Raw genomic sequence first — 24,768 nt, 5'->3', positions numbered from 1 at the left:
CCGCGACGGTGGTGCAGTCGGCTTCACCGTGGGCGAGACTGGACGCTCGTATCCTGACCGACGTGGTCGCGCAGAGCGTCGATCACCCGCATCATCATGGCGAGAAACCGTTCGCGCTCGTCCGCCGACAGGCAACCCAGTGCCGCCTCGTTGGCGTCGATGGCGCCCATGATCGCCGGCTCGAGCACGGCCTTCGCCTTGTCGGTCAGGTGCAGTGTCTGGGCGCGGCCATCCGTCTCGTGCGGGCGGCGGAGGATAAGACCGTCCCGCTCCATGCGCGACAGGGTATTCGTCATCGTCCCCTGTTCCACGCCGAGGCGTTCGACCAGCAGGCGCTGGGTGACGCCGGGATCGCGCCAGATCTCCACCATGGTGGTGAACTGGGCCGGGGCGAGGCCATAGGGCTCGACGGCCTTCTGGAGAGCCTTGGTGAACAGGCGCCCCATCAGGTTGGCGAGATAGCCGGCGGATTCGCTGCGTTCGAATTTCATCGGTGCAGTTTAGCAAAGGCGTATGCTTTGCAAAATGTATTGTTTGCTTTGTAAATTTGCTTGCCCGGAGAGGCCCGCGGTCGCGATAGTTGGGTTATCCTACTAGCGCGCACGTTCGACCGGGTATGGCCCGCGACGACGGCGAACGCGAATGAAGACGATCAGATGACGGAAACGCCCATGGCAACCGAACCCTGTTTCGACGTCGCCCATCTCGGCCATGTCGAGCTCTTCACGAACAAGCCCGAGGAAAGTCTCGATTTCTTCGTCAACGTCTACGGTCTGACCGAAAGCGGCCGCGACGGCGATTCCGTCTATTTGCGTGCCTGGGACGACTACGAGTTCCACACGCTCAAGCTCACCGCCTCGAAGGCGACGGGCATGGGCCACGTGGCCTACCGCACGTCTTCGCCGCAGGCGCTGGAGCGGCGCGTTAAGGTGATCGAGGACATGGGCTGCGGTATCGGCTGGATCGACGGCGACCTCGGCCATGGCAGGGCGTTTCGCTTCAACGATCCGGACGGCCACGTCTTCGAGCTCTACTACGATACCAACGACTATGTGCCGCCGGAGGCCGAGAAGCCGGCGCTGAAGAATATCGCCCAGCGCTACCACGGACGCGGCGTGGCCGTGCGCCGGCTCGATCACCTCAATCTGCTGGCGACCGACGTCTCGAAGATCCGCGACTTCATGGTCACGGCACTCGGCAGCCGGGTCACCGAAATAATCCAGCTCGACACCGGCCGGCTCGGCGGCTGCTGGTTCACCGTCAACAACAAGTCCTATGACGTGGCCTTCACCGAGGATCACACCGGCATCCCGGCGCGTTTCCATCACATCACGTATGCCGTCGACCAGCGCGAGGACGTGCTGCGCGCCGCCGACATCTTCCTGGAGAACGGTGTCTTCATCGAGACCGGCCCGCACAAGCACGCGATCCAAGGCACCTTCTTCCTCTATGTCTACGAGCCCGCCGGCAATCGCGTGGAGGTCGCCAATGCCGGCGCGCGGCTGATCCTGCGGCCGGACTGGAAGCCGGTCGTGTGGACGGAAGCCGAGCGCAGGAAGGGCCAGGCCTGGGGCCTGAAGACCATCGAGTCCTTCCACACGCACGGCACGCCGCCGGCGGAGGCGGTCGAGTAGGGCAGGTGCGGGACATGCCCTGATCGTCAGGCGGGAAATGGGGTTTCCGTCTTTTGCAAACTGATCGTGCGAGCGAAGATATCGGCGTAGTCGACACCGGGAGCCATGGATGGCCAGCAAGACCGCCCTCGTCATTTCCGCCCATTCCGCCGATTTCGTCTGGCGCTGCGGCGGTGCGATCGCCCTGCACCAGCAGCGCGGCTACGACGTCACCATCGTCTGCCTGTCATTCGGCGAGCGGGGAGAGAGCGCCAAGCTGTGGAAGCAGGACGGCGCAACGCTGGAACATGTGAAGGCCGCGCGCCGCAATGAGGCGGAAGCCGCCGCCAGGGCGCTCGAGGCCCATAACATCGCGTTCTTCGACCTCGGCGACTATCCGCTGGAGATGGACCGGGAGGCGAAGTACCGGCTCGTCGACGTCATCCGCAAGGTGCAGCCGGCGTTCATGCTGTCGCATTCGATGGACGATCCCTACAACACCGATCACCCCTATGCGACGAAGATGGCGCTGGAGTGCCGGATGATCGCGCAGGCCTGGGGGCACAATCCGGGCGAGACGGTTCTCGGCGCGCCGCAGCTCTACCTGTTCGAGCCGCACCAGACCGAGCAGTGCGGCTGGAAGCCCGACACGATCCTCGACATCACCCCGGTCTGGGACCGGAAGCGCCGGGCGATCGAGTGCATGGAAGGCCAGCAGCATCTCTGGGACTACTACACCAACGTGGCCCAGAACCGCGCCAACCAGTTTCGTCGCAATTCCGGCGGACAGTCGGGCGGGCGCGAGGCGAAATACGCCGAAGCCTTCCAGTCGATATTCCCGCGAACCGTGGATGAACTGTGATGTCCGGTATCGTCGTCCAGACCATCGAGCGCGCCGACCCGGCCCAGCTCGCCGAACTCGCCGATTGCGGCGTCGCCACCGTTCACGAGGCGATCGGGCGGGCCGGCATGCTGGCGTCCTACATGCGGCCGATCTATGCCGGCGCGCGGATCGCCGGCTCCGCGGTGACCGTGTCGATCCCGCCCGCCGACAACTGGATGATCCATGTGGCCGTCGAGCAGTGCCGGACGGGAGACATCCTCGTCGTCGCGCCGACGAGCCCCTGCGACAACGGCTATTTCGGCGAGCTGCTTGCCCGTTCGCTGATGGCGCGCGGCGTCCAGGGTTTGATCATAGACGCTGGCTGCCGCGATGTGCGCGATCTCACCGAGATCGGCTTCCCGGTCTGGTCTAAGGCGGTTTCGGCGCATGGCACCGTCAAGGAGACGCTGGGCTCGGTGAACGTGCCGGTCGTCTGCGCGGGGGCGCTGATCAATGCCGGCGACGCGATCGTCGCCGATGATGACGGCGTCTGCGTCGTGACACGCGAGGCCGTGCCCGACGCCGTCGCCCGGTCGCGGGCGCGCGAAGCGAAAGAGGCGGAGACGCGCAAGCGCCTGATGGCCGGCGAGCTCGGCCTCGACATCTACGGCTTCCGCGATCGCCTGAAGGCCAAGGGCCTGAAATATGTCTGAGGGGCCCCATGTCTGAGGGCATCCGCTGCATGTGGATGCGCGGCGGCACCTCGAAGGGCGGGTATTTCCTTGCCGCCGACCTGCCGTCCGACCCGGACGAGCGGGACGCCTTTTTGCTGCGTGTCATGGGCTCGCCGGACGCCCGCCAGATCGACGGGATGGGCGGCGCCGATCCGCTGACCTCCAAGGTCGCCGTGGTGAAGCCGTCGGAGCGACCGGACATCGACGTCGACTATCTGTTCCTGCAGGTCTTCGTCGACCGGCCGATCGTCACGGACGCGCAGAACTGCGGCAATATCCTGGCCGCTGTCGGTCCCTTCGCCATCGAACGGGGACTGGTGACGGCGCGGGAGACGCGGACCGACGTGCGCATCTTCATGGAAAACACCGGCCAGGTCGCGGTCGCGACCGTAGAGACGCCGGATGGCCGTGTGCGCTACGACGGCGGAGCCCGCATCGACGGGGTGCCTGGCACGGCGGCGCCGATCCCCATCGCGTTCGAGGATACGGCCGGCTCCTCCTGCGGCGCGCTGCTGCCGACCGGCAACGCCGTCGATGTGATCGAAGGCGTCGGGGCGACCCTGATCGACAACGGCATGCCGACCGTGGTGATGCGGGCCCACGACCTCGGCATCACCGGCCAGGAGACGCCGGCGCGGTTGGAAGAAAACGCCGACTTGCGGGCACGGCTCGAGGCGATCCGTCTGAAGGCCGGGCCGATGATGGCTCTCGGCGACGTCGCCGAGACGTCGGTACCGAAGCTGACGATGGTCTCGCCGCCGAAGGCCGGCGGGGCGGTCTCGACGCGCACCTTCATTCCCCGCCGCTGCCATTCCTCCATCGGCGTGCTCGGTGCCGTCAGCGTGGCGACCGCCTGCCTGCTGCCGGGAAGTCCGGCAGCGGAGCTTGCCGCGATCCCCGAAGGCCGCGAGAAGACGGTGTCGATCGAGCATCCGACCGGCGAGATGACCGTGGTGGTGATGCTCGACGACGCCGGCGCGGTGCAGCGCGCGGCGATCCTGAGGACCGCGCGCAAGCTGTTCGACGGGGTGGTGTTCGCCGACTAGGCCCTAGCGCTTCACCCCGGGCTTCAGTGCCGCCAGCAACGCATCGATATCCGCCTTGGTGTTCTTGCGCTTCGGCATGAGGCCGAGCGAGCCGATCCGGGTTTGCGTGGCGGCGATGGCGGCGGCGATATCGCCGTTGAGGCCGAGTTCGCGCAGTGTGACGGCGGATTCCTCCATCTCCGCGCCGCGGCGAATGCCATGTCGCGCGACCCGCTCCAGTTCGTAATCGGCGAATTTCTCCCAGCCGAGACCGGGGAAGCTTGCCGCGAGCGAGGCGACGACGCGGTCGAGGCAGCCCGAAGCGCGGGCGGCGAGCAGCATTTCGACGGTGATCGCCTCGAGACCCTTCACGAACAGGCTGCGCACCATCTTGATCGCCGTCGCCTCGCCGATATCGTCGCTTACGATCTCGTATTCGAAGCCCAGACGGTCGAGATCCCGTTCGATCGACCGGGCGGCGGGACCAGCGAGCAGCACCGGCGTGGCGTGGCCGCGCGGGTGCACGGGGCCCATCACGGCCATGTCGATATAGGCGGCACCGCTGCTTGTGAGGAGTTGAGACGAGACGCGCTTGCGGCCCGGTGAGACGGAGTTGATGTCGATGAAGACGTGGCGACCCTCGAGGCAGGTCGCGCATTCGCGGGCCGCGTCGAGGCTGGAGGCGGCGGTGACGGCGGAGATCACCCAGTCGGACTCGGCGGCGACGTCGGAGGGGTGCGCCAGCGGGTGGACGTTGCGCTGGCGGGCGATGTTCGCGGTCGGCCCGTCCATGCCTTCGGCGTCGAACAGGATGTCGTAGGTCGCGAAGTGCTCGACGCCCTTGTCTGCCAGCGTGTCGGCGAAGGCCCGGCCCGCCTCGCCGAAACCGATGAATCCGATACGCATCGACCTGGCTCCTTCTGCCAACACGATCCTACATCGCACCCGCCGGGCGTGTCACAAATAGGGCGCGGCCAGGAATTGGCGCGCTCGGCAACAGGTTGCGCTCAGCAATTTGCTGCGCTCAGCGCTGGGGCCGTTGCGCCCGCTGGTGCGCCCGCTGGGCGAGCACGATCGCGACACCGCCGAGAGTGGCCGCCGAGGCGACGAGAAGGCGCAGCGTCGGCTGCTCGGAGATCAGGAAAACACCGCCGACGGCCGCGATGACCGGAACCGAGAGCTGCACCGTCGCGGCGCGGGTCGCGGTGAGACCGGGCAGCGCGGCGTACCAGATGACGTAGCCGCAGGCCGAGGCGAGGGCGCCGGAGAGGACGGCGAGCGCGAACCCGTGTCCGCTCACGCTGTATTGGCTGATGAAGCCGAGGCTGGCGATCACCGTCAACGGCACGGCGTAGATGAAGTTGCCCGCCGTCGCGGCCAGCGGATCCCGCGCGCCGCGGCCGATCAGGGAATAGACGCCCCAGGAGATGCCGGCGACCGCCATCGCCGCCGCGCCCAGAGGATCGGGCGCGGTGACCCCGGGCGAGACGAGATAGACGAGCCCCAGGATCGCCAGCGTCAGCCCCGCCCAGGACAGGCGCGAGAAGTGCTCGCCCGACCGCAGCGCGACGATGAACATCGTGAGCTGCACGGCGCCGAACAGGACCAGCGCGCCGGTTCCCGCGCTCAGCGACAGATAGGCGAAGGAAAAGAAGATCATGTAGGCGAACAGCGCGGCCACCGACCGCCAGTTCGCCTCCGGGCGGCCCTTGGTCCCGTGCCGCAGGAACAGGATCAGCGCCAGCGTCGCCGCGCCGGAGATCAGGCGGACGCTGGTGAAACTCGCCGCATCGATCAGCTTCGGCGCCAGGGCGAGCCGGCAGAGCAGCGAGTTGGCGGCGAAGGCCAGCATCGCCGTCCCCGTAAGGAGCGCGGTGCGCGTCGTGATGTGACCGGTCGTAGCTGTCGTCATGGCGGCCCTCGTCGGCGCGACAAACCGTCTGCCGTACGAGAGCCCCGCCGAGCGCCCGGGTCAACCGGCGATTTGGGTGCGGGCCCGCATGAGCCCCGCCGATACAGGAATTCGGCCTGTTTCTGGGAGACTTGAGACTGTCGGGCCGGGCTGGCGATGGTCGACTCGTTCGCGCAGGTCGGCGGTCCCGCCTATTCCGCGGGCTGGCGAACGGCCTCCCGGATGTGGCGTTCTACGACACCTTGCAGCAGCCGGGCGGCGGCTTCCGGTTCTCTGTCATTGACAATCTCGACCAGTTCCACGCCATCGGGGACGGAGATCGGAACCGGCGTCAACCGCTCCTCGATATCTGCGCCGGTCTCGCGGCCGCGCCCTTCGAGCCGCGCGCGCAGGATATCGGGGGAGGCGGTGACGTTGACCACGGCCACGGTACTGTAGCGGTCCGCCGCCGTGGGGATCGCCTTGCGCGACAGGTTGGCGATGACGACGGCGCCGGCCGCGATCCAGTCGTCGACGATCAGCGGGATCGCGTAGCCGAGCCCGTGGGCGCGCCAGTGCAGGGCGACATCGTCGGCCCCGATCATCCGGGCGAACGCCGCTTCGTTCAGGCTGTCGTGGTCTTCCGTGGCGCTATCGGCGGGCCGGGTGACGAGGCGGCGCACGAAGCGGACGCCGGAATGATCGGCGAAGGTGTCGGCGACAAGACGGATCAGGGTATCCTTGCCCGCCCCCGAGGGGCCGACGACGGGCACGAACGTGCCCGGGCCGATCCGCTGACTGCCGCTCATGCGACCCGCTTTCCCTTGCGCCAGACCGCGCGCACCACCGGCACATCGTCCTCGAAGCGGACGCGGACCAGATCTGCCGACAGGCCTTCCGCGATTTCGCCGCGATCGTCGAGACCGACCGAGCGGGCCGGATTGGCGGTGACGAGGCGGATCGCCTCGGGCAGCGTGATCGAGTCGACCCTGCGCGGCAGCACGAAGGCGGCATGCAGCAGGCTGAAAGGGATGTAGTCCGAGGACAGCACGTCGAGGAGGCCTTGTTCGGCAAGGTCGATGGCGGACACGTTACCCGAATGCGAGCCGCCGCGCACGATGTTGGGCGCCCCCATCAGCACGGCCAGACCGGCGCGATGGGCCGCGCCGGCGGCCTCGACCGTGGTCGGGAACTCCGACAGCACGACGCCGGCCTCGATCGCCTCGACGACATGGGCTTCGGTCGCGTCGTCATGGCTGGCCAGGACGATCTCGGAATTCCGGCACTGCTGGTAGAGCGAGGCGCGGTTCGGCGCGGCGTGGCGCTCGTGCAGGGCGTGGCGTTCGGCGATGAAGGCGTCCAGCTCGGCGTCCGACATGCCGACCTTGCCCTTGTAGTACTCGCGGAACTTGTCGAGGCTGACGAACTGGCGCTGGCCCGGCGTGTGGTCCATCACCGAGACGAGCTTCAGGGCCGGATGGTCGAGAAACGGCTCGGCTTCCGGCACCACGTTCGGCGAGGCGATCTCGCAGCGAAGATGCAGGAAATGTTCGGCGCGCAGCCGGCCCGCCCTGCCGGCCGCCGTGATCGCGTCGGCGAGCGTGTGCATATGGCTGGCCGCGTCGCTCTTGTCGTTGTCGGAGCCGACACGCAGCGCGTCGAGCACCGTGGTGATGCCGGAGGCGGCGATCTGCGCGTCGTGCGACTGCACGGCGGCGATCGGGTTCCAGGCGACGCCCGGACGCGGCGAGAAGTGGCATTCCAGGTGGTCGGTATGCAACTCGACCAGACCGGGGATCAGGTAGTCGCCCTCGAGGTTCTCGGCGGCGGCGAGGGACGTGGTGCCGGGATCGACGGAGCGGATCGTCCCGTCGGCGATGGACAGGCTGCCGGCGGCGACCTCGCCGGGAAGGACGAGGCGGGCGTTGGTTAGGATCGTGTCGTGCATGATGGTCTCAGATCACCAGCTTTCTGAGGCGCTGCGACACGATGTCGATGATCGACACGGTGATCACCACGATGATCAGGATCGCGGCGGTCTCGGCGTAGTAGAAGCCGCGGATCGACTCGAACATGATCTGGCCGATGCCGCCGGCGCCGACGATGCCGAGCACCGTGGCGGAGCGCACGTTGGTCTCGAAACGGTAGAGCGAAAAGGAGATCCAGAGCGGAAGCACCTGCGGCAGGACGCCGTAGATGACCTCCTGCAGCCGGGTCGCGCCGGTCGCGCGGATGCCTTCCACGGGGCGCGGGTCGATCGCCTCGACGGCCTCGGAAAACAGCTTGGAGACGACGCCCATGTTGTGGATGAACAGCGCCATGACACCGGCGAACGGGCCGAGGCCGACGGCGACGACGAACAGCACCGCGAAGACGATCTCGTTGATCGCCCGGCAGGCGTCCATCAGCCGGCGCACCGGCTGGACAACCCAGGCCGGGGCGATGTTGTTGGACGACAGGAGTGCGAAGGGAATGCCGAAGACGATCGCCAGCACCGTGCCCCAGATGGCGATCTGCACGGTCAGGATCATCTCGGTGACGTAGTATTCCCAGTCGCGGAAATTCGGCGACAGGAAGCCCGAGGCGTAGTCCGCCATGTTGCTGGCATCGGTGAACAGGTTCACCAGCCGGAACATTTCGGCCGGGCCCCAGCTCCATGCCAGCACCAGGGCGAGACCGCCCCAGACCAGCAGCCGGTAAAGCATGTCGCCGAAAGACGCGCGGGGCAGTTCGACCGGGCGGGGCGCGGCGGGCGTTGCTGGTGTCATCGGGCCAGGTGTTATCGGGGAGACTGATGTCATCGGGCGTCTCGCGAGCGGTCTTTCCACGAAAAGAGGCGACGCCGGTCAGGTTGCCGGCGCCGCCTTGTGAGGGGGGCGGCCGATCAGGCCTGCGGGACCTTGGCCATCAGGCCTTCGTACTTGGTCTTCTCCGCCTTCAGCTCTTCGAGCGCCTTGGCCTTTTCGTCGGCGGCCATCTTGTCGTCCGCCTGGACCTGGAACTCCTGCTTGGTGATCTCCATGATCCGGATCGGATAGAGCTGGGCGTCGGAGGACGGCTTGAACGGCGCCCACTTCAGGCCGGCGAGCACCTCGCGCGCCTTGGCGACCTCGTCGGGGGCCCCGAGACGGCCGTAGGACATCATGAAGGTGTAGATCTTGTCCTTGGCGGCCTGATCCAGGTCCTTGCGCCAGACCAGCGGATCGGACGGGATCAGCGGAGACTTCCAGACGACCTTGATGTTCTTGAACGCCTCGGGATTGTTCTCCTCGATGCGGGCAAGGTTCTCGGTGTTGTTGGTGGCGACGTCGACCTGATTGTTGGCCACCGCCATCGCATTGGTTTCGTGGTTGGCGTTACGGACCGTCTTGAAGCATTTCTTCGGGTCGACGCCGTTCTTGGCGAAGATGAAGGTGGTGGGGACGAGGAAGCCCGATGTCGAGTTCGGGTCGCCGATGCCGAAGTTCAGCGAGGCGTCGCACTTCAGCACGTCGTCCAGCGAATTGATCGGCGAGTCGACCGGCGCCAGCAGCAACGACCAGTAGCCCGGATTGCCGGATACATCGACCGACTGGGCGAAGACCTCGCCGTCGGAGCGGTCGACCGCTTCCATGGCCGACTTGTTGCCGTACCAGGCGACGTGCACCTTGCCGAAGCGCATGCCCTCGATGATGCCGGCATAGTCCGAGGCGAAGAACGGCTTCACCTTGAGGCCGGTCTGGGCCTCCATGGCGGCGAGGAACGGTTCCCACTGGGTCTTCAGGTTCTGGGTGGATTCGGTCGAGATGATGCCGAAATTGATTTCGGCCGTCTCAGCATGGGCGGCGCCCAGCAGCGAGGCGGAAATCGCCGCGGCGGCAAGGCCCTTAACGACAGCGTTCATGGAGTCCTCCGTATGAACTGGGATTGGGACCGTCTGGACTGGTCAGGCGGTCACGCGCCGGCGAAGGCGACGGCCGGCTGCAGCGCGATCTGCGGCCGGGGAGCCCTTTCCGGGACGTCTGGGAGCACGAGTTCCTCGCTGGCATCGCCATAGAGCTCGCGCAGAAAATCATGCGTGAGGGCCTCGCTCGGCCCGTCATATGCGACCTCGCCGTCGCGCAGCGCTACGGTGCGCGGGCAGTAGCGGCGGGCGTATTCGACCTGGTGCAGCGACACGACGACGGTGATGCCGTCGTTGCGGTTGATTTCCGACAGAGCCTCCATGACGCGCTTGGCGGAGGCCGGATCGAGCGAGGCGATCGGCTCGTCGGCAAGCACGATCTGCGCGCCCTGAACCATCGCGCGGGCGATCGCGGCACGCTGCTGCTGGCCGCCTGACAGGGTGGAGGCGCGCTGACGCGCGGTCTCGGCAATGCCGACACGGGCGAGCGCCTGCATGGCGACGATCTTCTCGTCGCGGCTGAACAGGCCGAGGGTGCCGCGCACGGCCGGTACGCGACCCAGCACGCCGGTCAGCACGTTGGTCAGCACCGAAAGCCGGCCGACGAGATTGAACTGCTGGAAGATGACGCCGATGTCGCGGCGGATGTCGCGCGCATCGGTTGTCAGGCGGCCGTCTGTCTGCACGGGCCGGTCTCCGACCATGACCTTGCAGCCGTCATTCCGGTCCGCCTGCACGAGGCCGGCGACATGGCGGATGAGCGTCGACTTGCCGGATCCGGATGCGCCGATCAGGGCGACCATCTCGCCACGATCGACCGAAACGGAAACGTCCTTCAGCGCGCGCTTGCCACCGCGAAACGTCTTCGAAAGCCCTTCGACCACGACTGTCGCCATGACGATTACCCCGCTGGTTTGTCTATGATCCAGACTGTGAACTGCGGACGAGGCTTAGCGGTCGTACATGACGGCTGTTTTGCGCTTGGTTGTCGGTTCGATGACAATCCCCAGGCCCCGCAACGCAAAGGATTCATGGGGTTTTTCGAGGCAGTTGCCTGTGCAAAATGCGCTTGACGTGACGGCCTTTCGGGTCGCATCAGACCGACCGTCGCCGAATTGATCGGGAGCGCGCGTTTTGGCACAGCACATCTATCATCCGGCGGCCTTCGATCCGTCCCGTCCCGTCGGCAGCTACTGGGATGCGACCGCCGAGCCGCTGACGGTCGACACGCCCGCTCTGTCGGGCGACGAAACCTGCGAGGTGGCCGTCATCGGGGCGGGATACACGGGCCTGTCGGCGGCGCTGCATCTGGCCCGCGACCATGGCGTCGATGTGCGCGTTCTGGAAAAGGCGCATCCGGGTTGGGGCGCGTCGGGCCGAAACGGCGGGTTCTGCTGTCTGGGTGGGACCAAGGTGTCGCATTCGACGCTGGTGAAGCGCCATGGCGACGCCGAGGCGCGACGGTTCTCCGCCGCCCAGCGCGAGGCGATCGCGCTCGTTCGGGACCTGTCCGAAAGCGAAGGCTTCGACATCGAGGCGATCGGCGACGGCGACATCGAAGTCGCCCATGACAAGGGCGCGTTGCGGGAGCTTGAAGCCACCGTCTCGCACATCCGCGAGGTATACGGCCTCGACTGCACGCTCTATCGGAAGGCCGAGCTGCGACAGGCCGGCATGGTGATGGAGGGGGCGGAAGCAGCGCTGCACCTTCCGCTCGGTTTCGGCCTGCATCCGATGAAATACGCCCGCGGCCTTGCCGCCGCGACGGTGAATCGTGGCGCCAGGGTGCACGGCCAAAGCCCGGTCGAGGCGTGGCAGAAGACGGACGGCTGGCACGTGCTGTCGACGCCGGGCGGGCGTCTGCGGGCGAAGACGGTGATCGTCGCCACCAACGGCTACACGGCAGAGGATCTGCATCCCGGCCTCGCCGGACGCGTGCTGCCCGCCCTGTCGAACGTCATTACCACGCGGCCGTTGACGGAGGCCGAGCGCGAGGCGCAGGGCTGGACGACGCATACGATGGCGTATGACAGCCGCAATCTGCTGCACTATTTCCGTTTGCTGCCGGACGGGCGTTTCCTGCTCGGCGCGCGCGGCGGCGTGTCTGCGGCTCCCGACGGAACGGAGCGGATGCAGGACGACATGCGCAAGCGGCTCGTGCGCATGTTTCCCGCCTGGGCCGATGTCGAAATCAGCCATTTCTGGCGCGGCTTCGTGTGCATGACGGCCGATCTCGTGCCCCACGTCGCCCGGTTGCCCGACGACGGCAGCGTCATCCACGCGCTGGGCTATCACGGCAATGGCGTCGCGATGGGAACCTGGTCGGGCCGGGCTGCGGCGCGGCTCGCGGTTCGCGACAGGCCCGACCACGAGATCGTGCCGGCGGCGGCCGGCCAGCCCCTGCCGCGCTTTCCGTTGCCGGGCCTGAGACCGCTTTATCTGCGCGGGGCCTATGTCGCCTATTGGCTGATGGACGAAGTTCTCTAGGCTGCGGCCGATTTTTTTCAACGACGAGCGGAACCCGTACCATGTACGACGCATATATCCTCTGCGGCACGCCGCGAACGGGAAGCACGCTGCTGTGCGGCCTGCTCGCGTCGACACAGGCGGCGGGGGATCCGGACTCGTTCTACAGCCGCCGGTTCATGCCGGCGTGGGCGGAGGAGTGGGGTCTGCCGAGCTCGGATTCGATGGGCGAGAGGGACTACGACATCGCCTATCTCGCAGCGGCGATCGAAGTCGGGAAGGGCGGTACACCCATCTTCGGGCTTCGGCTGATGCGGGAGAACCTCGACGACCTGACGGCGATCCTCGACCGGATCTATCCCGGCCTGCCGTCCGACGCGGCACGGTTCGAGCGGGCCTTCGGCAAGACGCTCTACATCCATCTGTCGCGCGAGAACAAGCTCGCCCAGGCGGTCTCCCTGGTGAAGGCGCAGCAAACCGGTCTCTGGCATGTCGCGCCCGATGGAAGTGAGTTGGAGCGGCTCGCTCCGCCGCAGGACCCCGTCTACGATTTCGAACGGATCAGACAGGAACTCGCCGAGCTCGAAAGCTACGATACGGCCTGGAATACGTGGTTCGCGGGGCAGGGCATCACCCCGGTGCGGATCGGCTACGAGCGCCTGTCGGCCGATCCCGCCGCGACGCTGGTGCGCCTCTGCGGGGCGCTCGGGATCGCGGCGCCGAACGTCTCGGAGGTCCAGCCCGGCGTGGCGAAGCTCTCCGATGAGATGAGCCTTGAATGGATGCGCCGCTACCGCGCCGACATTAGGGCGGGTGCCCGGTCCTAAGCGCTTTGCGCGGCCTCGACCTCGTAGCGGTCGAGGAAGGCTTCGGCGTCGAGCGTGCGGAAGTCTGCAAGCGCCGTGCGCAGCCGCGCGTGCGGCCAGTCCCACCAGGCGAGCCGGTCCATGCGGTTGCCGATCTCCTCTGGGAACCGCCAGCGGATGAACTTCGCCGGAACCCCGCCGACGATCGCATAGGCCGGCACGTCCCTGGAGACCACGGCGCCGGCGCCGATCACCGCGCCGTTGCCGATCGAAACGCCCGGCAGGATGGTCACGCCGTGGCCGAGCCAGACATCGTGGCCGATGGTCACCGCGTTGTCGCGGCGCCAGTCGAAGAACGCCGTCTCGGTGCCGGCGTCCTCGAAATAGTCGCCGGCGCGATAGGTGAAGTGATGCAGGGTGGCGCGCCACACCGGATGGTTGGTCGCGTTGATGCGGGCGTGGCTGGCGATGTTGACGAACTTGCCGATCCGGGCGGCCCAGACCTCGCACTCGCGCATCATGTAGGAATAGTCGCCGACGGTGCTCTCGCTCACATGGCAGCGCTCGGCGATCTCTGTATAGCGGCCGAGCGTGGAGTCGGTGACGACGGCGCTGGCGTGGACCAGCGACTTTTCGGAGAGGCGGGGCATCGTCATGTCCTCACGTGAAGGCCTGGACGTCGACGCAGTGGTCGGCGACCGCATCGCGGACGATCGCGTCATGGAAGATGCCGAGAACCGCGGTGCCGGCCTTCTTCCGCTCGTCGATCAGCTCGACCACGATGTCGCGGTTGGTGGCGTCGAGAGAGGCGGTCGGCTCGTCGAGGATCAGGATCGGCCGCTGGGCGACGAGGCCGCGGGCGATATTGACGCGCTGCTGCTCACCGCCTGAGAAGGTTGCCGGCGGCAACGACCAGAGGCGTTCGGGCAGGTTGAGCCTGGCAAGCAGGGTCGCGGCGCGGTCCCGCGCCTCGGCGGCGGATGCGCCGAGCGAACGAAGCGGTTCGGCGACCACGTCGATGGCGGGGACGCGCGGCACAGCCCGCAGGAACTGGCTGACATAGCTGATGGTGCGGAGCCTCAGATCGAGCACCCGGCGCGGCGCCGCCGACGCCATGTCGACGATGCGCGCGCCGTCGACCACCAGAATCTGGCCTTCATCGGCGACGTAGTTGCCGTAGATCATCCGCAGGACCGTGCTCTTGCCGGTGCCGGAGGGGCCGGTGAGGGCGACGCATTCGCCCTCCTTCACCGCGAGCTCGACGCCGTGCAGGACGGGGATTTCGATGCCGTCCTGCAGGTGCATGACGAAGGTCTTGCCGACGCCGGAGAGACACAAACGCATGGTCATGGGGTTTTCCTCACGGCTGCAGGACGGACGCGACCAGAAGCTGGGCGTACGGGGTGCGGGGGTCGTCGAGAATCTGATCGGTGAGGCCGCTCTCGATGACCGCGCCGCGGCGCATCACCATCAGCCGGTGCGAGATCATGCGCGCGACCGCCAGATCGTGGGTGACGACGATCGCCGCGAGGCCCAGGTCGGCGACGAGGCCGCGCAGCAGGTCGAGCAGGCGCGCCTGCACCGAGACGTCGAGGCCGCTGGTCGGCTCGTCCATGAAGACGAGGCGCGGGCCGGTGACCAGGTTGCGGGCGATCTGCAGGCGCTGGCGCATGCCGCCGGAAAAGGTGTCGGGGCGGTCGTCGATGCGGTCGGCGGCGATCTCGACCCTTCCCAGCCAGTCGAGCGCCTCCGCGCGGATGGCGCCGTAGTTGCGCGCGCCGACCGCCATCAGCCGCTCGCCGACATTGCCGCCGGCCGAGACCGTCATGCGCAGGCCGTCGCGGGCGTCCTGATGGACGAAGCCCCAGTCGGTGCGGGCCAGAAAGCGCCGCTCCGCCTCGCTCATGGCGAAAATATTGCGCGCCTGGCCGTCGCGTATCCGGTACTCGACGACGCCGGCCGTCGGCGTCAGGCGGCCCGACAGGCAGTTCATCAAAGTGGTCTTGCCGGACCCGGATTCGCCGACGATCGCCAGCACCTCGCCGGGCCACAGTTCGAAGGACACGTCGTGACAGCCGACCCGGCTGCCATAGAAGTGCGAGACGCCACTGGCACGCAACAGCGGCAGGTCGTCGTCGATATCGCCTGGGTGAGTCATGTCAGGTCTCGGCGGGGATTTCGGCCCGCCGCTCCTCGCAATGGTCGGAATCGGAACAGACGAACATGCGCCCGCCGGCGTCGTCGGTGACGATCTCGTCGAGGTAGATGCCGCTCGAACCGCACAGCGCGCAGGGTTCGGAGAAGGTCTGGACCGCGAAGGGATGGTCCTCGAAGTCGAGGCTGTGCACGTCGGTGTGCGGGGGAAGCGCGTAGATGCGCTGCTCGCGGCCGGCGCCGAACAGCATCAGCGCGTCGGACCGGTTCAGCTTCGGATTGTCGAACTTGGGGATCGGCGAGGGGTCCATCACGTAGCGGCCGTCGACCAGCGCCGGATAGGCATAGGTGGTGGCGATGTGGCCGTGGCGGGCGATGTCCTCGTAGAGCTTGACGTGCATGATCCCGTATTCCTCGAGCGCGTGCATCTTGCGGGTCTCGGTCTCGCGCGGTTCGAGGAAGCGCAGCGGCTCCGGGATCGGCACCTGGAAGACGAGGATCTGGTCTTCGCCCAGGGGCCGCTCGGGGATGCGGTGGCGGGTCTGGATGACGGTCGCCTCGGCCGTGCGCGTCGTCGTCTGCACCCCGGCGGTGCGGGCGAAGAAGCCCCGGATCGCCACCGCGTTGGTGGTGTCGTCGGAGCCCTGGTCGATCACCTTCAGCGTGTCGTCGGGGCCCAGGATCGCGGCAGTCACCTGCACGCCGCCGGTGCCCCAGCCGTAGGGCATCGGCATCTCGCGGCTGGCGAACGGAACCTGATAGCCGGGAATGGCGATGCCCTTCAGGATCGCCCGGCGGATCATGCGTTTCGTCTGCTCGTCGAGATAGGCGAAGTTGTAGGCGGTATCGGTCGTGGCGGCGTGCGCGTTCATTCCGCGGCCTCCTGGTGCTCGGTGCCGAGGTTCTCGTCTGTTTGGCCCGAAAATGCCGCCGCTTCGCGGTGCATTCGGCGGACGAGTTCCAGCTCGGCCTGGAAATCGACGTAATGGGGCAGTTTCAGGTGCTCGACGAAGCCGGTAGCGCGGATGTTGTCGGCGTGCGACAGCACGAATTCCTCGTCCTGCGCCGGCGCGGTCGGTTCCTCGCCGAGTTCGTTCCAGCGCAGCGCCCGGTCGACGAGCGCCATCGACATGGCCTTGCGCTCGGACTGGCCGAAGACGAGGCCGTAGCCGCGGGTGAACTGCGGCGGCGCCTTGGCCGAGCCCTTGAACTGGTTGACCATCTGGCACTCGGTGACGGTGATGCGGCCGATCGTGACCGGAAAGCCGAGCTCTTCGGGGATGACCTCGATCTCCACCTCGCCGATGCGGATCTCGCCGACGAAGGGATGCGACCGGGCATAGCCGCGCTGGGTCGAATAGCCGAGGGCGAGCAGGAACCCCTCGTCACCGCGGGCAAGCCCCTGCAGGCGCAGGGAGCGGTCGGCGGGGAATTCCAGCGGCTCGCGGGTCAGATCGCGCACCGGCGTGTCCGGATCGGCCTCCGGATCCGGTTCGATCAGGCCTTCGCCGCCGAGCAGGTCGGTGACGCGGGGGATCGGGGCGTCGCTGGCGGCGGCGGTCTCCGGGGGCGGCGGCGCGGTGTCCTCGGCCAGCGAGGGCTCGAGCAGCCGGTGGGTGTAGTCGAAGGTGGGGCCGAGCAGCTGTCCGCCGGGCAGGTCCTTGTAGGTCGCGGAGATGCGGCGGCGGATGCGCATCCGGGCGGTGTCGACCGGCTCGGACGCGCCGAAGCGGGGCAGGGTGGTGCGATAGGCGCGGATCAGGAAAATCGCCTCGATCAGATCGCCGCGGGCCTGTTTCACCGCCAGCGCGGCGAGATCGCGGTCGTAGAGGGAGCCTTCCGCCATTACCCGGTCGACGGCGAGGGCGAGCTGGCCGGCGATCTGGTCGAGCGTGACATCCGGCACCGACCGGTCGCCACGCCGTTCGTCGGCGAGCAGCCGGTGGGCGTTGCGGATCGCCGATTCCCCACCTTTTACAGCGACATACATGAGTCAGGCTCCTTCTGTGCGCGTCGAGCGGGGCAGGGCGGCGAGGGTGTCGCGGCAGACGAAGACGAGGTCGACGCCGCGGGGAAACTGCGCGTGGTTGGCGCGAAGCTGATCGGCGAAGCCGACGGGAAGCGGGCCGGGCGCCAGCGTCGCCGTGGTCGCGATGCCGGGACCGCGCAGGGTGATAAGCGACTGATCTGTCAGGGTTTCGACGGCGACGATCAGCGTCGTCGAGCGGTCCGGATAGTCCGCCGTGCCCTGGCCGAAGGCCGACAGGGCGGGCATGCGGGCGGAGTCCGAGACGAGCGCGAAGGCGGCCTCGTCGGGCACCTGTGTGATCGGCGCGCCGGTATGGAAGCGCAGCCAGTCCGATACCGCTTGCGCGGCGGCGAGGTCGCGGTCGAGCCAGACCGGCGTTTCGTGGTCGAACAGGGTCAGCGCGAGCGCGCCGGCGGCCCGTGACAAGGGTGGTGGTGGGGCGGTTTCCGCCGTCAGTTCAACGACTTTCCCCGGACTCGCCATGGCGGCCATCACCGCGCGAAACACGGCTTGGGAGTCGAAGACCGGGCGCGCGAAACCGCCCGAAAGCACGTCCGTCATTGCCGCGTGAGCCGTCATGACTCGTCCTCGCCGCGCACCATGGTGAGAAAGTCGACGCGGGTCGCCGCCGTGCGCTCGGCAACCGTGCCGTCCTCGGTCTCTCGGGCCCGGATCGCCGGATCGACGACCGTTCTTTCCACCTCGGCGCGCCGGTCGCCGCGCTGCCACAAAGCGTCGAAAAGCGCGGCGAACCGGGCCTTCTCGACGTCCCGGCCCATGATCCAGGCGAACCCGGCCTCGCCGCTGTCGAGCGAAACCGCGCAGCGGGTGACGGTGACCTCGCCGAGGTTGAAGGGCGCGCCGCCGCCGCCGATGCGGCCGCGGACCATGACGAGCCCGGCTTCGGGCTTGCGCAGCCAGCCCCAGTCGGGGCGTGACTCGAGGCGGTTCCAGGCGGCTTCGAGGACGGCGCGGTCGGCGGACGCGACGGCGTCCATCGCCCTGCGCCGGGCCTCCTCGGATGGTCTGTTCTCGGTCGTCTCGGCCGTCGTCATGGTCGTTCTCAAGTCGCCTCGCGTCGTCTTCGGGCCCGCTCGCGGGCCCTCCGTTGTTTCGGCTGGACCCGGGGTGCAAAGTTGTCTATTAATCTAGACAACTGCATAACCTTATAGACACGGCAGGTGACATCCCGATGACAGGCGCGACGACAGCCGCAACGACCGGTTCGGGGCACGGTTCCGGGGCCGGCCCCAGCTCCGGCACCAGTGCCGGCACCAGTGCCGGCATCGGGGCGGCGCCGCGCGGCGAGGGCATCGCGCTGTGGCGCCGGATCGCCGACGTGCTGCGTCGCGAGATCGCCGCCGGCGCCCATCCGCCAGGACAGCGCATCCCCTCCGAGGCCACGCTGGCCGACCGCTTCGGCGTCAACCGCCACACCGTGCGCCAGGCGATCGCGGCGCTGGCGCAGGACGGGCTGGTGAAGGCCGAGCGCGGGCGCGGCACCATCGTCACCAGCCGGCCCATCGACTATCCCATCGGCGCGCGGACGCGGTTTTCGGAAATCGTCTCGGGGCAGGCGCGGGCGCCGTCGGGGCGGCTGGTCTCGGCGAGCGAGACCGAAGCCGATGTGGAGGTCGCCGCCGCGCTTGACCTGCCACGCGGCGCGCGCGTGCTGCGGCTCGACACCCTGAGCGCTGCCGACGGGGTGCCGCTCAACGTGGCGACGAGCTGGTTCCCCGCCGACCGGCTGCCCGGCTTCGTCGCGCACTACGCCGAAACCGGGTCGATCACCAAGGCGCTGCGGCGCTGCGGCATTTCCGACTACCGGCGCCGGGAGACGCGGGTGACGGCGCGGATCGCCGATCCCGACGACGCGCTGGCGCTGCAACTGCCGCCGGGCAGCGCCTTGCTCGCCACCGAAAGCGTCAACACCGATCCGGACGGCAAGCCGATCCAGTTTTCGCTCGCCCGCTTCGCCGCCGACCGGGTGCAGATCGTGGTCGAGAGCTGAGCGGGCACCGGTCCCGCGACATCACCGCGCCGATGGGCTGCATGGGTCCCGGATCAGGTCCGGGACACGCGGCTGTTCAGGGGGGCATGGCCGTGTCCAACAGCACGGCCGCGTGTCCCGGACTTGATCCGGAGCCCAGGGGCCTTGGCCGTATCGCCGTTCCCCTCCATTCACGTCGTGCCCGGGCGTCACCCGGGCATCGCGTGGCACACGCCCGGGATTGCCGGGTCAGGCCCGGCAATGATGTAGGGGGGTGAGGCCGTTCGGGCGTTTGCCGGCCGTCAGTTCGCGATATCCGTCGCAGTACCCGCCGGTTCGGCTGCATGGGTCCCGGATCAGGTCCGGGACACGAGACTGTTCGGGGGGCATGGCCGTGTCCAACAGCACGGCCGCGTGCTCCGGACTTGATCCGGAGCCCAGGGGCCTTGGCCGTATCGCCGTTCCCCTCCATTCACGTCATGCCCGGGCGTGACCCGGGCATCGCGTGCCACACGCCCGGCAATGATGTCGAAGGGGCGAGGCCGATAAGGCGCTCGTCGAACCCGGATCGCAACATCCACCGCAGCACCCGCGCCGATGGGCTGCATGGGTCCCGGATCAGGTCCGGGACACGCGGCTGTTCAGGGGGGCATGGCCGTGTCCAACAGCACGGCCGCGTGCTCCGGACTTGATCCGGAGCCCAGGGGCCTTGGCCGTATCGCCGTTCCCCTCCATTCACGTCGTGCCCGGGCGTCACCCGGGCATCGCGTGGCACACGCCCGGGATTGCCGGGTCCGACCCCCGGAACACGTCCGGGGGCTAAAGGCCCACTGGCAATGACGTAGGAGGGCCGGGCTGCCCAAACCACCCCTGTCCCGACGCAAGGCGGGTGGCGCCTAGCCCCAGCGCCGCGTCGTCATTGCGGCCTCGACGCGGCGGCGGGCGAGGTTGAGGGCGGCGGCGCGCGGGGCGATGGCGTCGTCGCGCATCTCCTCCATGACGAGGCGGGTGTTGTTGCGGATGCGGATGTCGATCACGTCGAAGGCGGAGCGCTCGTTGCCGCCGTGATATTCGACCGAGGCGCAGATGACGCCGCCGGCATTGGCGACGAAATCCGGGATCACGACGACGCCGCGCTCGTGCAGGATCGACTCGGCCTCCTTCGTGAACGGGATGTTGGCGCCCTGCGGCACCAGCTTGCAGTTCAGCCGGCCGACATTGTCGGCGCGCACCACGTCGGGCCGCGCGGCGGGGATCCAGATGTCGCAGGGCACGTCGAGCACCGCGTCGGTGTCGCCCTTTTCGCCCGCGCAAAAGTCGGTGAGGTGTCCGCCGGACTGCTTCAGCGCGATCAGCGCTTCGATGTCCAGGCCGTCGGGATCGGACACGGTGCCGCGGCTGTCGCTGGCGGCGACCAGGATCGCGCCCTTCTCGGCCAGGAACCGGGCCGAATGCTTGCCAACAGCGCCGAAGCCCTGCACCACGACGCGGGCGCCGTCCAGTTGCACGCCGGCGAACGGGGCGGCGACCTCGGTGGCCGCGGCGACGCCGAACCCGGTCGCGCCGATCTCGTCGAGCGGGATGCCGCCGATCACCGAAGGCAATCCGACGGCGCGGCCGATCTCGTCCCTGACCCAGCCCATGCACTGCTCGTTGGTGCCCATGTCGGGCCCGGCGATGTAGTCGGTGACCTCGCCGATGGCGACGGCGAAGGCGCGGATGAGGTTTTCCTTCGCGGCCTCGTCCATGTGCGGGTCGGCGAAGATCACGGACTTGCCACCGCCATGCGGCAGGCCGGCGGCGGCGTTCTTCCAGGTCATCGCGCGGGCCAGCCGGAAGCATTCCTCGACGGAGACGTCGGGGGCCATGCGCACCCCGCCAATCGACGGGCCGGCGGCGACGTTGTCGACGACGAGGATCGCCTTGAGGCCGAGCTTCGGCCGGTAGATGTGGATGATCTTGGCCGGGCCGTAGGCATCGGCGAAGCGGAACATGTCCTGCATCGGGTTTCCTGGTCTTCTGGGTCTGCGGTGTTGCCCATGCTTCGGGACGCGCCCTGACGAGCGCGCCTCAGCATGAGGCGCATGGTGCACCGATTCCAGACCTCATCCCGAGGCGGGGCCGGGACCCCGTCTCGCAGGATGGGCCGGGAACGCTGGCATTCCATTTCGACGCCCTCACGTCGGTTTCTCGAGGTCGTCCATGGCGGCGCGCAGGAAGCGGGCCGCCTCGCCGCCAGTGACGGCGCGGTGGTCGAAGGACAGCGACAGGGGCAGGGCGCGGACCGGCCGCGTGATCATGCGGCCGACGCCGAGGATCGCGACCTGCGGCGGCATGACGATCAGCGCGGCGTGGTGGCCGGCGATGGTGCCGAAATTCGACAGCGTGATGGTCGGGTCGCGGAAGGCGTCCGGCGGCAGGGTGCGCCGGGCGACGCCGTCCTTGAAGGCTTCGATTTTCTCGCGGATATCGGCGGGGCTCAGGCGTGCCGCGTCGCGCAGAACCGGAACGAACAGGCCGTCCGGGCTGTCGATGGCGATGCCGATGTCGATCGTCTCCATCGGCTGCAGGCTCGGGCCGCGCGGATCGAACCGGGCGTTCAGCGACGGCACCGCCCGGCACGCCGTCGCCAGCGCGCGGATCATGCGGCCGGTGACGTCGGGAGCGGCCGGCCACGGATCGATATCGACGGCGTCGTGGATCGTCGCGTGGGCGACCTCGGCCCAGGCCCTGGCCATGTTGAGCGCCATCGCGCGGCGCGCGCCGCGTAGGGGCACGCCTGTTTGGGGTGGGCCGAGATCGGCGAGGGTGATCGCGCCGTCCGGGCCGGTGCCGGTAACGGCGGAAAGATCGATGCCGCGTTCGCGTGCCGCCGCCCGCACGGCGGGGGCGGCGCGGACGTGTCCGGGCGCCGCTGCCGGCGGCTTTGCGGCGGGGGGCTTGGGTTTCTCCGGCGCCGCTTCCTCCAGCTCGCCGACCACGGCGCCGGTATCGGCGCGCGGTCCCTCGGCGAAATCGACCAGCGGCGCGCCGACGGCGACGATCGCGCCTTCCTCGGCACGGAGCTTATCGATGTGGCCGGACTGCGGCGAGGGGATCTCGACCACCGCCTTCTCGGTCTCCACCGACACGAGCGGCTGCTCGGCGACGACATGGTCGCCCTCGTGGACGTGCCAGGTGACGATTTCCGCCTCCTGCAGTCCCTCGCCGAGATCGGGCAGGTTGAAGGTCTTCATGCGTAGGCCATCACGCGGTTCGCCGCGGCGACGATGCGTGCCGCCGACGGCATGTAGTGTTGCTCGGTGCGCGGATAGGGCATCACCGTGTCGTAGCCGGCGACGCGCTCGACGGGAGCCAGCAGGCTCGTCAGCGCGCCGGTAGCGACGCGGGCGGCGATCTCGGCGCCGTAGCCGCAGGTGATCGGCGCCTCCTGGACGACGACGACGCGGCCGGTGCGGGCGACCGAGTCCAGGATCGTCTTCGCGTCCAGGGGTTTCAGCGTGGCGACGTCGATCACCTCGGCCGCGATGCCCTGATCGGCAAGCAAATCGGCTGCCTCCAGCGTCTCTTTCAGCATGGCGCCCCAGCTGACCAGCGTCAGGTCGCGGCCCTCGCGCAGGACGAAGCAGGTGTCGAGCGGCAGGCCCTCGCCGGTATCGGCCACGGCCTCGCGGGCGGCGCGGTAGAGCCGGGTCGGCTCGATGAACACCACCGGATCGGGGTCGCGGATCGCCGACAGCAGCAGGCCGTAGGCGCGCGCGGGCGAGGATGGCATCACCACGCGCAGGCCGGGCATGTGGGCGAAGATCGCTTCCGGGCTTTCGCTGTGGTGCTCGATGGCGCGGATGCCGCCGCCGCCGGGCGAGCGCAGCACCATCGGGCAGGAGAGGCGGCCTTGCGTGCGGGTGCGCAGGCGGCTTGCGTGATTGATCATCTGGTCGACGCAGGAATAGCCGAAGCCGGTGAACTGGATCTCGGCGACCGGCCGGAAGCGCTGGGCGGCGAGGCCGATGGCGACGCCGGCTATCGAGACCTCGGCGAGCGGGGTGTCGAGCACCCGGGTCTCGCCGTAAAGCTGCCAGAGGCCCTCGGTGGCGCGGAACACGCCGCCGTCGATGCCGACATCCTCGCCGAGCACGAGCACCGCGGGATCGTCGGCCATGGCGCGCCTGAGCGCCAGGTTGACGGCGCCGACGAGGCTGGTTTCCGCGCCGGTCCCGCTCATTCGTCGCCTCCGGTCATCGCGGCCTTCTGGGCCTCGAGGTCGGCAGGAAGCGCGGCGAAGGTGTGGGCGAACATCGCGTCGGGCGGCATCGGCGGCGTCGCCAGATAGGTCTCGGCGGCGGTGTCGACCGCGTCGTCGCAGGCGCGCAGCAGCGCCTCCTCGTCCGCCTTGGTCCAGCCGTGCGCGGCGGTCAGGTAGGTGCGCAGGCGGACGAGCGGCTCCCGCTTCCAGTGCGGGCTGACGTCGGTGTCGTCGCGGTAGCGGCTGGCGTCGTCGGCGGTGGTGTGGTCGGACAGCCGGTAGGTGACCGCCTCGATCAGCGTCGGGCCGCCGCCGGAACGGGCACGCGCCAGCGCGCGGTCGGTGACATGGCGCATGGCGATGACGTCGTTGCCGTCGACCTGCTCGCCGGGAATGCCGGCGCCGATCGCCTTCTGCGCCAGCGTCTCGGCGGCGCTCTGGCGCGCGCGCGGCACCGAGATCGCCCAGCCGTTGTTGTTGACGACGAAGACGGCGGGGGCCTGCCAGACGCCGGCCATGTTGAGGGCCTCCAGCACGTCGCCCTTCGACGTCGCCCCGTCGCCGAAGACGCAGACGGCGGCGCGCGGCTCTTGCCTGAGCTTCATGGCCAGCGCGACGCCGACCGCATGGGGCGCGTGGGTACCCACCGGGACGCAGGTGGGGAAATCCTCCCGCGGGCCGGCGAAGTCGTTGCCGCGCTCGTCGCCGCCCCAGAACAGGAACAGCTCTTCCAGCGTGACGCCGCGCCAGAGCTGGGCGCCGTGCTCGCGGAAGCTCGGCACCAGCACGTCGTCGGGGCGCATGGCGGCGGCGAGGCCGACCGGCACCGCCTCCTGGCCGAGCGAGGAGGCGTAGGTGCCGAGCCGGCCGGTGCGCTGCAGGGCGATCGCCTTGGCGTCGAAGGCGCGCGTCAGCACCATCGCGCGGTAGAGCGCGACGAGGTCGTCCCTGTCGCTGGCGAATTCCGGAAGGTCGCCGACGACCGCGCCCGACGGATCGAGGATGCGGGTCGAGTCGATGCTGAACTCGGCGATTGTCGTCATGCCGATGCTCCTGGCCGATGCCCCTGGTCGACGCTCCTGCGGATTTGATCTCCTATACCACGGGA

26 protein-coding genes are annotated in these 24,768 nt (G+C 68.5%); 7 read left to right on the top strand and 19 right to left on the bottom strand.

Annotated elements, in window-relative coordinates; genetic code table 11:
• Window positions 1-23: 23 nt before the first annotated feature.
• Window positions 24-491 carry a MarR family winged helix-turn-helix transcriptional regulator gene (locus ACSF9G_RS03090; protein WP_436638188.1) on the bottom strand — a complete coding sequence of 156 codons (468 nt, stop codon included), beginning with the start codon at window positions 489-491 and terminating at the stop codon, window positions 24-26.
• A gap of 180 nt (window positions 492-671) precedes the next feature.
• Here ACSF9G_RS03090 and ACSF9G_RS03085 point away from each other — a divergent pair, with 180 nt between their 5' ends.
• The 4 genes from ACSF9G_RS03085 to ACSF9G_RS03070 all read left to right on the top strand — a co-directional run bounded on the left by ACSF9G_RS03085 (window position 672) and on the right by ACSF9G_RS03070 (window position 4,216).
• Window positions 672-1,634: a catechol 2,3-dioxygenase gene (locus ACSF9G_RS03085; protein WP_436638186.1), complete on the top strand. Its 963-nt coding sequence runs from the start codon at window positions 672-674 to the stop codon at window positions 1,632-1,634.
• A 109-nt stretch (window positions 1,635-1,743) separates the two neighbouring features.
• A complete protein-coding gene (locus tag ACSF9G_RS03080) occupies window positions 1,744-2,475 on the top strand; it encodes a PIG-L deacetylase family protein (RefSeq protein WP_436638184.1) in 732 nt (243 codons plus the stop codon).
• Entirely contained in the window at window positions 2,475-3,149 is a 675-nt protein-coding gene (locus ACSF9G_RS03075) for a 4-carboxy-4-hydroxy-2-oxoadipate aldolase/oxaloacetate decarboxylase (protein WP_436638182.1), read from the top strand. The genes ACSF9G_RS03080 and ACSF9G_RS03075 overlap by 1 nt, the downstream gene beginning before the upstream one ends.
• 8 nt (window positions 3,150-3,157) lie before the next feature.
• Window positions 3,158-4,216 carry a 4-oxalomesaconate tautomerase gene (locus ACSF9G_RS03070; protein ID WP_436638180.1) on the top strand — a complete coding sequence of 353 codons (1,059 nt, stop codon included), beginning with the start codon at window positions 3,158-3,160 and terminating at the stop codon, window positions 4,214-4,216.
• 3 nt (window positions 4,217-4,219) lie between these two features.
• On the opposite strand, the gene ACSF9G_RS03065 is transcribed toward ACSF9G_RS03070, so the two are convergent.
• The 7 genes from ACSF9G_RS03065 to phnC all read right to left on the bottom strand — a co-directional run bounded on the left by ACSF9G_RS03065 (window position 4,220) and on the right by phnC (window position 10,865).
• The gene (locus tag ACSF9G_RS03065; RefSeq protein ID WP_436638178.1) at window positions 4,220-5,101 is read right to left on the bottom strand and encodes an NAD(P)-dependent oxidoreductase; all 882 of its coding nucleotides are present in this window, start codon (window positions 5,099-5,101) and stop codon (window positions 4,220-4,222) included.
• A 118-nt stretch (window positions 5,102-5,219) separates the two neighbouring features.
• Window positions 5,220-6,107 (bottom strand): DMT family transporter, encoded by an 888-nt coding sequence (locus ACSF9G_RS03060; RefSeq protein ID WP_436638176.1) that lies wholly within the window; start codon window positions 6,105-6,107, stop codon window positions 5,220-5,222.
• A 191-nt stretch (window positions 6,108-6,298) separates the two neighbouring features.
• The gene (gene phnN / locus ACSF9G_RS03055; protein ID WP_436638174.1) at window positions 6,299-6,895 is read right to left on the bottom strand and encodes a phosphonate metabolism protein/1,5-bisphosphokinase (PRPP-forming) PhnN; all 597 of its coding nucleotides are present in this window, start codon (window positions 6,893-6,895) and stop codon (window positions 6,299-6,301) included.
• Window positions 6,892-8,034: an alpha-D-ribose 1-methylphosphonate 5-triphosphate diphosphatase gene (locus tag ACSF9G_RS03050; protein ID WP_436638172.1), complete on the bottom strand. Its 1,143-nt coding sequence runs from the start codon at window positions 8,032-8,034 to the stop codon at window positions 6,892-6,894. The genes phnN and ACSF9G_RS03050 overlap by 4 nt, the downstream gene beginning before the upstream one ends.
• A 7-nt stretch (window positions 8,035-8,041) precedes the next feature.
• Entirely contained in the window at window positions 8,042-8,887 is an 846-nt protein-coding gene (gene phnE / locus ACSF9G_RS03045; protein ID WP_436638170.1) for a phosphonate ABC transporter, permease protein PhnE, read from the bottom strand.
• Window positions 8,888-8,970: 83 nt separating this feature from the next.
• Window positions 8,971-9,969 carry a phosphonate ABC transporter substrate-binding protein gene (gene phnD / locus ACSF9G_RS03040; protein WP_436638168.1) on the bottom strand — a complete coding sequence of 333 codons (999 nt, stop codon included), beginning with the start codon at window positions 9,967-9,969 and terminating at the stop codon, window positions 8,971-8,973.
• 50 nt (window positions 9,970-10,019) lie between these two features.
• A complete protein-coding gene (gene phnC / locus ACSF9G_RS03035) occupies window positions 10,020-10,865 on the bottom strand; it encodes a phosphonate ABC transporter ATP-binding protein (RefSeq protein ID WP_436638166.1) in 846 nt (281 codons plus the stop codon).
• A 238-nt stretch (window positions 10,866-11,103) separates the two neighbouring features.
• Between phnC and ACSF9G_RS03030 the strand changes: the two genes are divergently transcribed.
• Window positions 11,104-12,456, top strand: coding sequence for an NAD(P)/FAD-dependent oxidoreductase (locus ACSF9G_RS03030; RefSeq protein WP_436638164.1), 1,353 nt, complete (start codon window positions 11,104-11,106; stop codon window positions 12,454-12,456).
• A 41-nt stretch (window positions 12,457-12,497) separates the two neighbouring features.
• Window positions 12,498-13,262, top strand: a complete 765-nt coding sequence (locus ACSF9G_RS03025; protein WP_436638162.1) for a Stf0 family sulfotransferase — start codon at window positions 12,498-12,500, stop codon at window positions 13,260-13,262.
• Here ACSF9G_RS03025 and ACSF9G_RS03020 read toward each other — a convergent pair.
• From ACSF9G_RS03020 to phnG, 7 genes are read right to left on the bottom strand one after another with little or no spacing between them, the layout of a single operon-like run.
• Window positions 13,259-13,891: a DapH/DapD/GlmU-related protein gene (locus ACSF9G_RS03020; protein WP_436638160.1), complete on the bottom strand. Its 633-nt coding sequence runs from the start codon at window positions 13,889-13,891 to the stop codon at window positions 13,259-13,261. The two genes, ACSF9G_RS03025 and ACSF9G_RS03020, sit on opposite strands and share 4 nt — an antisense overlap.
• A gap of 10 nt (window positions 13,892-13,901) precedes the next feature.
• On the bottom strand, window positions 13,902-14,591 hold the full coding sequence (gene phnL / locus ACSF9G_RS03015) for a phosphonate C-P lyase system protein PhnL (protein WP_436638158.1): 690 nt from the start codon (window positions 14,589-14,591) through the stop codon (window positions 13,902-13,904).
• 10 nt (window positions 14,592-14,601) lie between these two features.
• The gene (gene phnK, locus ACSF9G_RS03010; RefSeq protein WP_436638156.1) at window positions 14,602-15,399 is read right to left on the bottom strand and encodes a phosphonate C-P lyase system protein PhnK; all 798 of its coding nucleotides are present in this window, start codon (window positions 15,397-15,399) and stop codon (window positions 14,602-14,604) included.
• Window position 15,400: 1 nt separating this feature from the next.
• Window positions 15,401-16,267 carry an alpha-D-ribose 1-methylphosphonate 5-phosphate C-P-lyase PhnJ gene (locus tag ACSF9G_RS03005; RefSeq protein ID WP_436638154.1) on the bottom strand — a complete coding sequence of 289 codons (867 nt, stop codon included), beginning with the start codon at window positions 16,265-16,267 and terminating at the stop codon, window positions 15,401-15,403.
• Window positions 16,264-17,385, bottom strand: a complete 1,122-nt coding sequence (locus tag ACSF9G_RS03000) for a carbon-phosphorus lyase complex subunit (protein WP_436638152.1) — start codon at window positions 17,383-17,385, stop codon at window positions 16,264-16,266. Before ACSF9G_RS03000 ends, ACSF9G_RS03005 begins: the two co-directional genes overlap by 4 nt.
• Before the next feature lie 3 nt (window positions 17,386-17,388).
• Window positions 17,389-18,003 (bottom strand): phosphonate C-P lyase system protein PhnH, encoded by a 615-nt coding sequence (phnH, locus tag ACSF9G_RS02995; protein WP_436638150.1) that lies wholly within the window; start codon window positions 18,001-18,003, stop codon window positions 17,389-17,391.
• On the bottom strand, window positions 18,000-18,479 hold the full coding sequence (gene phnG / locus ACSF9G_RS02990; protein ID WP_436638148.1) for a phosphonate C-P lyase system protein PhnG: 480 nt from the start codon (window positions 18,477-18,479) through the stop codon (window positions 18,000-18,002). Before phnG ends, phnH begins: the two co-directional genes overlap by 4 nt.
• A gap of 137 nt (window positions 18,480-18,616) precedes the next feature.
• Here phnG and phnF point away from each other — a divergent pair, with 137 nt between their 5' ends.
• A complete protein-coding gene (phnF, locus tag ACSF9G_RS02985; protein WP_436638146.1) occupies window positions 18,617-19,435 on the top strand; it encodes a phosphonate metabolism transcriptional regulator PhnF in 819 nt (272 codons plus the stop codon).
• A gap of 875 nt (window positions 19,436-20,310) precedes the next feature.
• Here the strand turns inward: phnF and ACSF9G_RS02980 are convergent.
• From ACSF9G_RS02980 to pdhA, 4 genes are all read right to left on the bottom strand, one after another.
• Window positions 20,311-21,417: a Glu/Leu/Phe/Val family dehydrogenase gene (locus ACSF9G_RS02980; RefSeq protein ID WP_436638144.1), complete on the bottom strand. Its 1,107-nt coding sequence runs from the start codon at window positions 21,415-21,417 to the stop codon at window positions 20,311-20,313.
• A 174-nt stretch (window positions 21,418-21,591) separates the two neighbouring features.
• The gene (locus ACSF9G_RS02975; RefSeq protein ID WP_436638143.1) at window positions 21,592-22,650 is read right to left on the bottom strand and encodes a dihydrolipoamide acetyltransferase family protein; all 1,059 of its coding nucleotides are present in this window, start codon (window positions 22,648-22,650) and stop codon (window positions 21,592-21,594) included.
• Window positions 22,647-23,639: an alpha-ketoacid dehydrogenase subunit beta gene (locus ACSF9G_RS02970; protein WP_436638141.1), complete on the bottom strand. Its 993-nt coding sequence runs from the start codon at window positions 23,637-23,639 to the stop codon at window positions 22,647-22,649. The genes ACSF9G_RS02975 and ACSF9G_RS02970 overlap by 4 nt, the downstream gene beginning before the upstream one ends.
• Window positions 23,636-24,703, bottom strand: a complete 1,068-nt coding sequence (gene pdhA / locus ACSF9G_RS02965; RefSeq protein ID WP_436638139.1) for a pyruvate dehydrogenase (acetyl-transferring) E1 component subunit alpha — start codon at window positions 24,701-24,703, stop codon at window positions 23,636-23,638. The genes ACSF9G_RS02970 and pdhA overlap by 4 nt, the downstream gene beginning before the upstream one ends.
• Between the last annotated feature and the right edge of the window lie 65 nt (window positions 24,704-24,768).

The organism is Microbaculum mangrovi, assembly GCF_051390635.1.
Taxonomy (GTDB): domain Bacteria; phylum Pseudomonadota; class Alphaproteobacteria; order Rhizobiales; family Tepidamorphaceae; genus Microbaculum.
The sequence above is the reverse complement of the archived record's forward strand: the minus strand, read 5'-3'. Positions and strand labels throughout refer to the sequence as shown.